Origin of the sequence: Bradyrhizobium sp. CIR18, assembly GCF_014198295.1 — a bacterium.
Classification (GTDB): Bacteria; Pseudomonadota; Alphaproteobacteria; order Rhizobiales; family Xanthobacteraceae; genus Bradyrhizobium.
Genome location: NZ_JACIHF010000006.1, coordinates 314,702 through 327,470, shown reverse-complemented (window position 1 = coordinate 327,470; position 12,769 = coordinate 314,702). Strand labels below are relative to the sequence as shown.

Annotated in this window: 12 protein-coding genes; 8 read left to right on the top strand and 4 right to left on the bottom strand. The window is 65.4% G+C overall.

What is annotated here, in order from left to right:
- Nucleotides 1-100: 100 nt before the first annotated feature.
- Complete coding sequence (locus GGD65_RS21805) at nt 101-505, bottom strand: hypothetical protein (RefSeq protein WP_183236559.1); 405 nt, start codon at nt 503-505, stop codon at nt 101-103.
- A 270-nt stretch (nt 506-775) separates the two neighbouring features.
- On the opposite strand from GGD65_RS21805, the gene rpmI reads away from it, so the two are divergent.
- Entirely contained in the window at nt 776-976 is a 201-nt protein-coding gene (rpmI, locus tag GGD65_RS21800) for a 50S ribosomal protein L35 (protein ID WP_008143958.1), read from the top strand.
- Nucleotides 977-1,056: 80 nt separating this feature from the next.
- Nucleotides 1,057-1,416 (top strand): 50S ribosomal protein L20, encoded by a 360-nt coding sequence (rplT, locus tag GGD65_RS21795; protein WP_027561620.1) that lies wholly within the window; start codon nt 1,057-1,059, stop codon nt 1,414-1,416.
- An 11-nt stretch (nt 1,417-1,427) separates the two neighbouring features.
- Here rplT and GGD65_RS21790 read toward each other — a convergent pair whose 3' ends face one another.
- The gene (locus GGD65_RS21790) at nt 1,428-1,922 is read right to left on the bottom strand and encodes a hypothetical protein (RefSeq protein ID WP_312017728.1); all 495 of its coding nucleotides are present in this window, start codon (nt 1,920-1,922) and stop codon (nt 1,428-1,430) included.
- 69 nt (nt 1,923-1,991) lie between these two features.
- Here GGD65_RS21790 and pheS point away from each other — a divergent pair, with 69 nt between their 5' ends.
- The 4 genes from pheS to GGD65_RS21770 all read left to right on the top strand — a co-directional run bounded on the left by pheS (nt 1,992) and on the right by GGD65_RS21770 (nt 6,965).
- On the top strand, nt 1,992-3,074 hold the full coding sequence (pheS, locus tag GGD65_RS21785) for a phenylalanine--tRNA ligase subunit alpha (protein WP_183236558.1): 1,083 nt from the start codon (nt 1,992-1,994) through the stop codon (nt 3,072-3,074).
- Nucleotides 3,075-3,289: 215 nt separating this feature from the next.
- Nucleotides 3,290-3,736, top strand: coding sequence for an endonuclease domain-containing protein (locus GGD65_RS21780; RefSeq protein WP_183236557.1), 447 nt, complete (start codon nt 3,290-3,292; stop codon nt 3,734-3,736).
- Entirely contained in the window at nt 3,733-6,141 is a 2,409-nt protein-coding gene (gene pheT / locus GGD65_RS21775; protein WP_183236556.1) for a phenylalanine--tRNA ligase subunit beta, read from the top strand. Before GGD65_RS21780 ends, pheT begins: the two co-directional genes overlap by 4 nt.
- A gap of 53 nt (nt 6,142-6,194) precedes the next feature.
- On the top strand, nt 6,195-6,965 hold the full coding sequence (locus GGD65_RS21770; RefSeq protein WP_018323481.1) for a sulfite exporter TauE/SafE family protein: 771 nt from the start codon (nt 6,195-6,197) through the stop codon (nt 6,963-6,965).
- 179 nt (nt 6,966-7,144) lie between these two features.
- Here GGD65_RS21770 and GGD65_RS21765 read toward each other — a convergent pair whose 3' ends face one another.
- Complete coding sequence (locus GGD65_RS21765; RefSeq protein WP_183236555.1) at nt 7,145-8,533, bottom strand: NAD(P)/FAD-dependent oxidoreductase; 1,389 nt, start codon at nt 8,531-8,533, stop codon at nt 7,145-7,147.
- A gap of 192 nt (nt 8,534-8,725) precedes the next feature.
- Between GGD65_RS21765 and GGD65_RS21760 the strand changes: the two genes are divergently transcribed.
- Nucleotides 8,726-9,703 (top strand): YiiX/YebB-like N1pC/P60 family cysteine hydrolase, encoded by a 978-nt coding sequence (locus GGD65_RS21760; protein ID WP_179732524.1) that lies wholly within the window; start codon nt 8,726-8,728, stop codon nt 9,701-9,703.
- 252 nt (nt 9,704-9,955) lie between these two features.
- Here GGD65_RS21760 and GGD65_RS21755 read toward each other — a convergent pair whose 3' ends face one another.
- Nucleotides 9,956-10,231 (bottom strand): metal-sensitive transcriptional regulator, encoded by a 276-nt coding sequence (locus GGD65_RS21755; RefSeq protein WP_007598521.1) that lies wholly within the window; start codon nt 10,229-10,231, stop codon nt 9,956-9,958.
- Nucleotides 10,232-10,296: 65 nt separating this feature from the next.
- Here GGD65_RS21755 and GGD65_RS21750 point away from each other — a divergent pair, with 65 nt between their 5' ends.
- The gene (locus GGD65_RS21750) at nt 10,297-12,759 is read left to right on the top strand and encodes a heavy metal translocating P-type ATPase (RefSeq protein ID WP_183236554.1); all 2,463 of its coding nucleotides are present in this window, start codon (nt 10,297-10,299) and stop codon (nt 12,757-12,759) included.
- The last annotated feature ends 10 nt before the right edge of the window (nt 12,760-12,769 follow it).

Here is a 12,769-nt window from a genome sequence, read left to right as displayed (position 1 = left end):
GGAACTCAAGAGTTCAACGGCCCGTCCGGATCTCCGGCGGGCCGTTTTGTTTTCACCTCCCTGCAGGCAGGGAGGTGCGCAGCAGCTTTCCCGGCGACAGCTACGTCCGTGTCGCCTGCCAGGTGCCGCTGCACTGGTCACCGGAAATGACACCTCTCCACGAGCCGGCTCCGTTCACGCCGGCTAGCCGGCCGCCGCCGCTGGCATGGGACGCGCCGACCGAGACCTGGACCGCAACGGCACCGCCGCGATTGACCTTGCCGGAGACCCGGCCGCCGCCGGCGGATGACACCCGGCTGCCGGTCACCGTGAAGGGGACGCTGTAGCCGGAGCTGCAATTGCCCCGCGTGGTGGCGAAGGTGACATTCCAGACGCCGTCATAGCCGCCGACGCGGGCATCGGCCGTCGACGGCAGCGCGGTCGTGGCGAGCACGGCCAGAAGCGCCAGATGGCGCGGACGGGCGAAAGCAGTCAAAGAGGGAAGCGATCGGGAAAAATGGGCCATTTTGGTCCTGCTCCAGGCGACAGGCTTGGACATGAGGTCGCAATTCCGAATAGTCGCCGGGCTGGTTCTGCCGGTTCATCGTTGCCAATCGGCCTGTCCTCTGTCATAAGCCCAGCCTTCATCGCCCGGCTGATTAAGGGCTGCCGTGGCGGTGTTTCGTGCGGGTTTTGCGCTTGTTCGTAAAAACCTGAGCACAATCAACGCTCTAACGAGCATTTTGACGGCCAGCCGCCTTCGCGGGCGGAACTCTGTGGCCATTAGGAGAGCCAAATGCCCAAGCTGAAGACCAAATCGGGCGCTAAAAAGCGCTTCAAGGTGACTGCCACCGGCAAAGTGATGTTCGCCCATCGCGGCAAGCGTCACGGCATGATCAAGCGGACGAAGAAGCAGATCCGTCAGCTGCGCGGCACCGCGGTGCTGTTCAAGACCGACGGCGACAACGTCAAGAAGTACTTCTTGCCGAACGCCTGATCGCGTCCACGATCATTGCCAACCGTGCCGCGTCTTGCGCGGCAATCCGATAACCAAAGTCATCTCTGAAGGATTTTGTCATGTCTCGCGTCAAACGCGGTGTGACCGCCCACGCCAAGCACAAGAAAGTCTACAAGGCCGCCAAGGGTTTCTACGGCCGCCGCAAGAACACCATCCGCGCCGCCAAGCCGGCCGTGGAAAAGGCCCAGCAGTACGCGTTCCGTGATCGCAAGCGCAAGAAGCGGACCTTCCGCGCGCTCTGGATCCAGCGCATCAACGCTGCCGTCCGTCCGTTCGGCCTGACCTACAGCCGATTTATCGACGGCATGGCCAAGTCCGGGATCACCGTGGACCGCAAGGTGCTGTCGGATCTCGCGATCAGCGAGCCCGCGGCGTTCCAGGCGATCGCCGAGAAGGCCAAGGCTGCGCTCGCGGCCTGAGCCCTGCGGCGCTAGCGGCCGGCTTTGCCGGCCTTCAGCGCACGTTGCGAGTAGCGCTGGGCGACCTCCGCCCGGCAGAAGGCCGTGGCCGAGATATACATGGTGGCGGACTTGCTCCGGTACTTCTGGTCGCAGACCCGCAACTCGCGTTGGTAGCTGAGCTTCTGTGGCGGCTGCAGCTGACCGATGAAATCGGCCTCGCACTTCTTCTCGACCACCTCACCGAACTGTACGTCGCCGCTGGCGCCGTATGCGCAGGCTTCGAACTGCTTCATGGCACGCTCGCAGCCCGGCGCCGCGTTCAGGGCCACGATGATGTCATCCATCGACGTGGATTTGACCTGGCATTCTTCGGCGGCGAGAGCCGCGCCTCCCAGAAAGCCTTGCAAGAGAACCAGGGCCAGGCCGGCCACGCAGGATCGCAAACGCATCGTCCCCTCCTTCGCGTTCAGGTTGGTGCCAGCCATGCCTTTACGGTTCAAATGCCCCGCGTTTACGACGTCCATTCGGCTTGACGTTCCGCCCCGGCTGCGGCCACAACCCGGCAGCCTTTTGCAAGTTTGAGGGATCCGACCGTGTCCGACCTCGCCAGTCTCGTTCAATCCATCCTCGCGCAGATCAGTGCTGCCGGCGACGAAACGGCCCTCGAAGCCGTCCGCGTTGCCTCGCTCGGCAAGAAGGGCTCGATCTCAGCCTTGCTGGCAACGCTCGGCAAGATGTCGCCGGACGAGCGCAAGACGCAAGGCGCTGCGATCAACCAGGCCAAGGACGAGGTCACCCAGGCGCTCGCCGCCCGGCGCGACGTGCTGAAATCGGCCGCGCTCGATGCGCGGCTCGCGTCCGAGACCGTCGATGTCACGCTGCCGCTGGGCGATGCGCCGACGGAAGCCGGCCGCATTCATCCGCTGAGCCAGGTCTGGGACGAGCTGACCACCATCTTCGCCGACATGGGATTCTCGGTTGCCGAAGGCCCCGACATCGAGACCGACGATTACAACTTCACCAAGCTGAATTTTCCGGAAGGCCATCCGGCGCGCGAGATGCACGACACCTTCTTCTTCCATCCGAAGGAGGACGGCTCGCGTATGCTGCTGCGAACCCACACCTCGCCGGTGCAGGTGCGCACGATGCTGAGCCAGAAGCCGCCGATCCGCGTGATCTGCCCGGGCCGCACCTACCGCATCGATTCGGACGCGACCCACACGCCGCAATTCCACCAGGTCGAAGGCCTCGTCATCGACAAGACTTCGCATCTCGGCCACCTCAAATGGATCCTGCACGAGTTCTGCAAGGCGTTCTTCGAGGTCGACCATATCAACATGCGCTTCCGACCGTCGTTCTTCCCGTTCACCGAGCCGTCGCTGGAAGTCGACATCCAGTGCCGCCGCGACAAGGGCGAGATCCGCTTCGGCGAGGGCGAGGACTGGCTCGAGATTCTCGGCTGCGGCATGGTGCATCCGAACGTGCTGCGCGCCTGCGGCATCGATCCCGACGAGTATCAGGGCTTCGCCTGGGGCATGGGCATCGACCGCATCGCCATGCTGAAATACGGCATCGCCGACCTCCGTCAGCTGTTCGACAGCGACGTCCGCTGGCTGAGCCACTACGGCTTCAAGCCGCTGGAGGTGCCGACGCTGGCTGGAGGGCTGAGCTCGTGATGGCGATGATCGGGCATGCGAAGACTCTCTCCGTTCCCTCTGCGGAGACAGCCCTCTCCCTGCCCCTCCCCCGCAAGCGGGGGAGGGAATGGATAGAGCGCGTGTGTGGCGTTCGTCGTATGGGTACGTATTCTCCTGCCGCTCGACAGGTCGAGCTCCCTCCCCCGCTTGCGGGGGAGGGTTGGGGAGAGGGTTTCTCCGCAATGGGGCTGCCGATGGTTGATCCCAAGCATCCGGACTGGAAGGTATCGGCCAAGCTGCGAGCCAATGCTCGTGCGCTCAGGCGCGACTCAACAGATGCAGAGCGAATCCTCTGGTCGGAGCTACGTGGCAACCGGCTGAATGGCGTGAGCTTCCGCCGCCAAGTGCCGATCGAGAATTACATCGCCGATTTCATCTGCCACGCAGCCAAGCTCGTCATCGAGCTCGATGGCGGCCAACACTTCTCGAATGATGGCGAGCGCGCCGACGCGCGTCGCTCTAGCGCAATCGAAGCGATGGGCTTCAAGGTGCTCCGCTTCAGCAACCTCGATGTCATGACCAATCGTGGCGGCGTTCTTGAAATAATCGCGACCACCGTCGCGGAGAGAGCCCCCACCCCAACCCTCCCCCGCAAGCGGGAGAGGGAGCAGACCGTCTCCGTGGAGAAGAAACAGCCATGAAATTCACCCTCTCCTGGCTGAAGGATCATCTCGAGACCGACGAGCCGCTCGACAAGCTCGCCGAGAAGCTCACTATGATCGGGCTCGAGGTCGAGAACATCGAGGACAAGGCGAAGGCGCTGAAGCCTTTCACGATTGCGAAGGTGATCTCGGCCGAGCAGCATCCGAATGCGGATCGCCTGCGCGTCTGCATGGTCGATACCGGTGACGGCGGCGCGCCGGTGCAGGTCGTCTGCGGCGCGCCGAATGCGCGTGCGGGTCTCGTCAGCGTGTTCTCGCCGCCCGGCACCTACATTCCCGGCAAGGACATCACGCTGGGCGTCGGCACCATCCGCGGCGTCGAGAGCCGCGGCATGCTGTGCTCGGCGGCCGAGCTGCAGATCTCCAACGACCATGACGGCATCATGGAATTGCCGGCGGATGCGCCTGTTGGCGCCGGCTATACCGAATGGGCCGCGCTCGGCGATCCCGTGGTCGAGATCAACCTGACGCCGAACCGGCAGGACTGCACCGGCGTGCACGGCATCGCGCGCGACCTTGCCGCCGCCGACATGGGCAAGTTCAGGGATCCCGCGATCAAGCCGATCAAGGGCGAATTCGCGTGCCCTGTGAAGGTCACGGTCGAGGATTCCACGCTGTGTCCGGGCTTCGCGCTCCGCCTCGTGCGTGGCGTCAAGAACGGTCCGTCGCCGGAATGGCTGCAGAAGCGGCTGACCGCGATCGGGCTGCGCCCGATCAACGCGCTGGTCGACATCACCAACTTCATGACCTACGACCGCGCGCGGCCGCTGCACGTGTTCGACGCCAGGAAGGTGAAGGGCAATCTGGTCGTGCGCCGCGCGCGTGACGGCGAGACGCTGCTGGCGCTCGACGGCCGCACCTACAATCTCGATCCCGCCATTTGCGTGATCGCGGACGAGCACGGCGTCGAATCGCTCGCCGGCATCATGGGCGGCGAAGCCTCCGGCTGCGACGATGATACCACCGACGTGCTGATCGAATCGGCGCTGTGGAACGAGATCAACATCGCCCAGACCGGCCGCAAGCTCGGCATCAATTCAGACGCGCGCTACCGCTTCGAGCGTGGCGTCGATCCGGCCTTCATGGTGCCGGGTCTGGAGCTGGCGACCAAGCTGGTGATGGAGATGTGCGGCGGCACGCCGTCCGAGACCGTCGTGGTCGGCAAATCCTTCGGCGACGACCGCGTGATCGACTTCCCCGTCACCGAGGTCAAGCGTCTCTCCGGCATCGAGGTGCCGCAGGTCGAGATGAAGCGCATCCTGACCCATCTCGGCTTCATGATGGCGGGCCCCGGCCCGGTGGTGAAGGTCGCGGTGCCCTCGTGGCGCACGGATGTGCACGGCAAGGCCGACATCGTCGAGGAGATCGTCCGCATCTTCGGCGTCGACAAGGTGCCGATGACGCCGTTCGAGCGCGGCGAGGACGCGCGCAAACCGGTGCTGACGCCACTGCAGCTGCGCACCCGCCGCGCCAGGCGCGCGCTCGCAAGCCGCGGCATCATCGAAGCGGTGACCTGGTCGTTCATCACGAAGTCCGCGGCAAAACTGTTCGGCGGCGGCCAGCGCGAGCTCGAAGTCGCCAACCCGATCGCGTCTGATCTCTCCGACATGCGCCCGACGCTGCTCGCGGGCCTGATCGCGGCCGCACAGGCGAACGCCAATCGCGGCGCCAGCGATGTCGCGCTGTTCGAGGTTGGACAAATCTTCAAGGGCGATCGCCCGCAGGATCAGTTCATCGCCGCGAGCGGCGTGCGCCGCGGCTTTGCCTCCTCGGAAGGTCTGGGACGGCACTGGTCGGGCTCGGCCCAGGCTGATGTGTTCGACGCCAAGGCGGACGCGCTGGCTGTGCTGGCAGCCGCCGGTGCGCCGATGCAGGCGCTGCAGATCGTCGCCGGCGGTCCGGCATGGTTGCATCCGGGCCGTTCCGGCACGATCCAGATCGGACCGCAGAACGTGCTCGGCTATTTTGGCGAGGTGCACCCCAGAGCGCTCGAGGCGCTCGGCGCCGACGGCCCGTTGATGGTGTTCGAGGTGATCCTCGACCGTATTCCGGAAGCGAAGAAGAAGCCGACCCGCGCCAAGCCACTGATCGAGCTCTCGGCGTTCCAGCCGGTCTCGCGTGACTTCGCCTTCATCGTCGATCGCACCGTGAAGGCGGGCGACATCGTGCGCGCCGCGCAGGGTGTCGACAAGAAGCTGATCACCGGCGTGAACGTGTTCGACGTCTACGAGGGCAAGGGCATCGACGACGACAAGAAGTCGATCGCAATCGCGGTGACGATCCAGCCGCGCGAGAAGACGCTGACCGATCAGGAGATCGAGGCTGTCGCGGCGAAGGTCGTGGCCGAGGTCACGAAGAAGACCGGCGGCACGCTGAGAGCATGATGCCGAAAAGTGCGAAGCGGTTTTCGGACAACATCATGCTCCGGAAATAAAGCATGACCCTTGCGGACTTCCTTCCGAAGGACGTCAGCCTCACCATTGCGATGGCGCTCTGCGCCGTCGCCTTCGTTTCCGGCACTGCACGCGGCTTCTCGGGCTTCGGCTCGGCGCTGATCTTCATGCCGCTGGCAAGCAGCATTGCTGCGCCACGGCTCGTCGCCGCCTTGCTTCTGGTGATCGATTTCGTCGCGGCGGCGCCGCTGCTGCCGGACGCGTGGCGGAAGGCGGACCGCAAGGCGACCGCGGTGATTGTACTGGGCGCGCTGGTCGGCGTGCCCGTCGGCACATACTTTCTCAGCGTACTCGAACCCGTCACCACGCGCTGGATCATCTCCTGCTTCGTCGCGGCGCTGTTGCTCCTGCTGCTGTCGGGCTGGCGCTATCGTGGCAAGGACCACACCTGGCTTTCGGTCGGCATCGGCGGCCTCTCCGGCTTCTGCAGCGGTCTCGCGCAGACCGGCGGCCCGCCGATCGTCGGCTACTGGCTCGGCCGCCCGATCGCGCCGATCGTCGCGCGCGCCAACATCGTGCTGTTCTTCGGCGCGTCTGACTTCTTCTCGATGATCAGCTACGCGGCCACGGGGCTGATCAGCCGCGAATCGCTCGCGCTCTCGCTGATCGTCGGCCCGGTCTATGCGATCGGCGTCGCATTCGGCGCCTCGCTGTTCGGCCGCGCCAGCGAGCGGGTGTTTCGCGCGATTTGCTACGGGCTGATCGCGATGGCGGTGATCGCGGGACTGCCGGTGCTGGACCGGGTGTTGCGCTGATTATCTCCGCTGTCGTCCCTGCGAACGCAGGGACCCATACCGCGTGATCTATCGATAAGACACAAGTGACAGTCCCGACGACGATCTCTCAACTGCGAGGCATCGTCAAACGTCTCCCTGTGGTTATGGGTCCCTGCGTTCGCAGGGACGACGGCGGAGTGTTTGGCGGCTTGACTGGCTTACTGCCGCGGCACGCGGCGCTTCTTCGTCGACTGCGTCGGCACATCCGCCGAATCGTCCTTGAGCGCACCGATCTTGCGCAAGGCTGCGTCCGCGGCGCGTTCGCCGCTTTCCCAGGCGCCGTCGACGGTGCCCCACAGCGTCTCGTGCGTAGCTTCGCCGGCGAGGAACACATTGCCAATCGGCTCGCTCAGGGTTTTGCGCGACAGCTGACCGCCGGGGGAAGCCGCCGACATCGCACCCAGAACGTAGGGCGAGGCGTTCCAGCGCGTGGCGCTGGTCTTCCCGACGGTAGCCGCAGCCTCGCTACCGAACAATTTCGTGATCCATTCCCTGGCGAAGGCGACCATTGCCTTCTCACCCTGCTCGGAGAGATCGCGGCCGAACGCGCCGCCGACGTCGATCGAGCACAGCGAGGAGCCGCCGATATTGGCGAACATCAACGCCGTGCGTGTCGAATTGCTTTGCTCGATGAGGATATCGTCGCGCGACAGGCCGAGCGGATTGCCGGGCAATTGCAGCACGATGCGATCATAGCTGCCGAGGCCGAGCTTCGACGCCGCGTCCAGCGTGCGTTTGGGAATGTCGGGCGTGAACTTGATCGCGCCCGATGTCAGCACGTTGGTCGAGACCGTGACGATGGCGGCGCGTGCGGCGATCTTGCCGGCTGGCGTCTCAACGCTGACGTCGCGGTTGCTCCAACTGATGCGGCTCGCCGGCGTCGACAGCGCCACCGGCGCCTGCTCCCCGAGTTTGGTGATCAGCGTGCCCAGACCCTGACGGCAGGCGATCGCCGCGTTGCGATCCTGCGCGCGTCCCTTGTCGATCGCGGACAGCTCCTTCAGGTCCTTGCCGGCAAAGCCCGCGCCCAGCATGAACTCGACCGCGCCCGCCCAGTCGCCGAGATCCTTCGGCAGCACGGAGGCGCAAGAGGTATCCAGCTTAGCCCGCGAGGCATCGTCGATGGCGCGGTTGGCGCGCACCAGCGCCGCCAGGAATTGCTCGGTCTCGCCCGCGCGCGCGTTACGGCGGCCGATGCGCATCTTCTGGCCCGATGGCGCCGGCAGCACGTCCAGCCCGACACTGCGCGCCAGCCGGATCATCGGATTGGTGTCGGGATTGTGCATCCAGCGTGCGCCGCGGTCGAACGGCACCTCGAAGGTTGTGCTGTCGGTGATACAGCGGCCGCCGACTTGCGATGCCGCTTCCATCACGACGACCTTGCGGCCCGTCGCCATGATGCGCCGCGCCGCAGCGATTCCCGCGGCTCCCGCACCGATCACGACGATGTCGGCCTCGCGCGGCAGAGGCGCGGCGGATGCGCGCAGGACCGGCATCGCGGCAAGGCCCGCCGACGCGACAAGGAAACCGCGGCGCGTGATTGTCATGTCATGGTTTCCGAGGACTTGCGGCGAACGGGAACAGTCAGCGAACCTTGCCGCATCTGATGTTGCACGGCAACCATCATGGTGAATCAATCGTGCTTGATGTCACGGAGTGATGAACCGAATTGCAACACGTTTCGACCATGATAGAGAAGGGAAAAAGACGGCCGCAAAAGGCCGTGGGGGGAGTTGGAAATGGGGACGGTCCTAGATTCAGTCGGCAAGCTGATTGCCGCGTACCTCTCCAAGGAGGTGCCGGGCTACGAGCCGTTCACGCCGAGCGACCCGGAGCACCTGCGCGGCGTGATCGAGCCAGGCGACGTGCTGTTGGTCGAGGGCAACAACCGCATCTCCGGCATCATCAAATATCTGACGCAGTCGACCTGGTCGCATGCCGCGCTCTATGTCGGCCCGGTCGAGGGCGCCGCGGAGCCTGACGGCGAGCCGCATGTGCTGATCGAGGCCAATATCGGCGAAGGCGTCACCTCGGCCCCACTGTCGAAATATTTCCCCTATCACACCCGGGTCTGCCGCCCGGTCGGGCTGTCCTACGAGGACCGCACCACCGTCTGCCGCTATGCGATCAACCGCATCGGCTTCGGCTACGACACCAAGAACATCGTCGACCTCATGCGCTTTCTGTTCCCGTTGCCGGTGCCGCAGCGCTGGCGGCGACGCATGATCGCGATCGGCTCGGGCGATCCCACCAAGATCATCTGCTCGGCGCTGATCGCACAGGCGTTCGACGCGGTGCGCTATCCGATCCTGCCGAAGATCACCAAGGCCGGCAGCCGCGCGGCCCGCCGCGAGATCCTGCACATCCGCGATTCCTCGCTCTACATGCCCCGCGACTTCGACATCTCGCCCTATTTCGAAGTCGTCAAACCCACCATCGTGCACGGGTTCGACTACACCGCCCTGCACTGGGCCGACAAGCAGAAGCCGCTCGAGGAGGTAGCGGGCACATTCAGTGTGTTTCCAGAAACGATCAGTGCGCCGCCGCTCGTTCCTGAGGCGGTTGACCAAGAAGCGCCGGCTGAAATTCCGGCTGCGCAAATGAGTGAGTGCCTTGCGGGGACGTCTGAACGCGTTCCCGGGCATGTCCCGCTGCTGAAGAAGCTGGCGATGTACCGCCCGAGGCGCCGTGGCCGGGTGCGCGAGAGGGCGGCGTAACGGCTGTCGTCCCTGCGAAAGCAGGGACCTCTACCGCGTGATCTATCGGCTGCGCACGGTAGAAATCCGGAACTCCCAGTCTTCGTCAAACCCTTCCCTGGGGTTATGGGTCCTTGCGTTCGCGGGGACGACGCCTGTGAGTGTGGCGCGAGCAAACTCCGTCATTGCGAGGAGCTCTTGCGACGAAGCAATCCAGACTACTTCCTCAGGGACAGTCTGGATTGCTTCGCTCGCAATGACGGGAGTAAAGACCTACCGCTCCGCCCGCCCGATCACCGCCATCAGCTCCGCGATCTTCTCGCGTTGGTCGGCCTTGTCGCCGCTCGCGATCGCGTGCTCGACGCAATGGGCGACGTGGTCCTTCAGGACCTCCTCCTCGACCCGGCGCAGTGCGGCTCGCACCGCCGAGATCTGCGTCACGATGTCGATGCAGTAGCGGTCCTCCTCTACCATTTTCGAGAGGCCGCGAACCTGACCTTCAATCCGGCCGAGGCGTTTTCCGACAGATGCCTTGATGTCCTTGCGCATGGGGTCTATATACCCCTACCGGGTATGGGTTGCAAGACCCTGGGGTATAAGGCCGGAGCAAGGCAATGAACGAACACAGGCATCATCAGGGCGCGGACGGACATTCCGGATGCGGTTGTTCCGGCAAGACGGAAGCGGCCAAGACGGAAGCGACCAAGCCGGCGGCCTCCTGCTGCGGCGGGCACGGCGATCATGCCGGCCACGACCATCATCACGCGCATGACCATGGCGATGCGGTCAGCAAGGTGCACGATCCCGTCTGCGGCATGATTGTCGATCCCACGACCTCGAAGCACCGCTTCGACCATCACGGCGAGACCTTCCATTTCTGCTCGGCCGGCTGCCGCACCAAGTTCGCCGCCGATCCCGCAAAATATCTCGCCAAGGACAAGGCGCCCGAGCCGGAGATGCCCGCGGGCACGATCTACACCTGCCCGATGCATCCGGAGATCCGCCAGGTCGGACCTGGCAGCTGCCCGATCTGCGGCATGGCGCTGGAGCCGGAAGTGGCAAGCCTGGAGACCGGCCCCAACCCCGAGCTCGCCGACATGACGCGGCGGTTCTGGATCGGCGCCGCGCTGGCGCTGCCGGCCGTGGTGCTGGAGATGGGCGGCCATCTCGCGGGCCCGCACAGCTGGATCGATCAGACGCTGTCGAACTGGATCCAGCTCGCCTTCGCCACCCCCGTGGTGCTGTGGGCCGGCTGGCCGTTCTTCGTTCGCGGCTGGCAGTCGCTGCTGACGCGCAACCTCAACATGTTTACGCTGATCGCGATGGGCACGGGCGTTGCCTATGTCTACAGCATCATCGGCACCGTCGTGCCGCAGATCTTCCCCGCAACGTTCCGCGGCCATGAGGGTGCGGTCGCCGTCTATTTCGAGGCGGCTGCCGTCATCACCGTGCTGGTGCTGCTCGGCCAGGTGCTGGAGCTGCGCGCCCGCGATGCGACCTCGGGCGCGATCAAGGCGCTGCTTCAGCTTGCGCCGAAGACCGCGCGCCGCGTCGATGACGACGGCAGCGAGCACGAGGTCGAAATCGATGCGCTCCATGCCGGCGAACGTCTGCGCGTCCGCCCCGGCGAAAAGGTGCCGGTTGACGGCGTGATCCTCGAGGGCCGCTCCTCGCTCGACGAATCGCTGGTCACCGGCGAGTCCATGCCAGTCACCAAGGAGGCCGGCGCGAAGGTGATCGCCGGCACGCTGAACCAGTCGGGCAGCTTCATCATGCGCGCCGACAAGGTCGGACGCGAGACGCTGCTGTCGCAGATCGTGCAGATGGTCGCGGACGCGCAGCGCTCGCGCGCGCCGATCCAGCGGCTGGCCGATCAGGTCGCGGGCTGGTTCGTGCCGATGGTGATCGTCGTCGCCCTCGCGGCCTTCGGCGCCTGGGCCTGGTTCGGTCCGGAACCGCGGCTGGCCTTCGGTCTCGTCGCCGCCGTCAGCGTGCTGATCATCGCCTGCCCCTGCGCACTGGGCCTCGCAACCCCGATGTCGATCATGGTCGGCGTCGGCCGCGGGGCGCAAGGCGGCGTGCTGATCAAGAACGCCGAGGCGCTGGAGCGGATGGAGAAGATCGACACGCTGGTGGTCGACAAGACGGGCACCCTGACCGAGGGCAAGCCCAAGGTGGTCGCGATCGTGCCGGCGTCAGGCTTTGCGGAGGATGACATCCTCAAGCTTGCCGCCAGCGTCGAGCGCGCCAGCGAACATCCTTTGGCCGACGCGATCGTGCGCGCGGCCAAGGAGAAGCAACTGGCCCTCGGCCAGGTCGAGCACTTCGACTCGCCGACCGGCAAGGGCGCCACCGGCAAGGTCGACGGCAAGACCATCGTGCTCGGCAATGCCAGATATCTGACGTCGATCCGGATCGACACTACCGCGCTCGACACTGAAGCCGAACGGCTACGCCAGGACGGCGCCACCGTGATCAACATGGCCGTCGACGGCCGGCTCGCCGGCCTGTTCGCGATCGCCGATCCGGTCAAGGCCTCGACGCCGGAGGCACTGAAGGCGTTAGCTGCCGAAGGCATCAAGGTCATCATGCTGACGGGCGACAACCGCACCACGGCGGAAGCGGTGGCGCGCCGGCTCGGCATCGCCGAGGTCGAGGCCGAGGTGCTGCCGGATCAGAAGAGCGCGGTGGTGACGAAGCTGCAAAAGGCCGGCCGCAGCGTCGCCATGGCCGGTGACGGCGTCAACGACGCGCCGGCGCTGGCCGCCGCGGAAGTCGGCATCGCCATGGGCACCGGCACGGATGTGGCGATGGAGAGCGCCGGCGTGACCCTGCTCAAGGGCGACCTCGTCGGCATCGTCCGGGCGCGAAAGCTGTCGCAGGCGACGATGAGCAACATCCGGCAAAACCTGTTCTTCGCCTTCATCTACAACGCCGCCGGCATTCCGATCGCGGCCGGCATCCTCTATCCCGCCTTCGGCGTGCTGCTCTCGCCGATCATCGCCGCGGCGGCGATGGCGCTGTCCTCGGTGAGCGTGGTCGGAAATGCGCTGCGGCTGCGGGCGACGCGGCTGTGAGGACACTGCG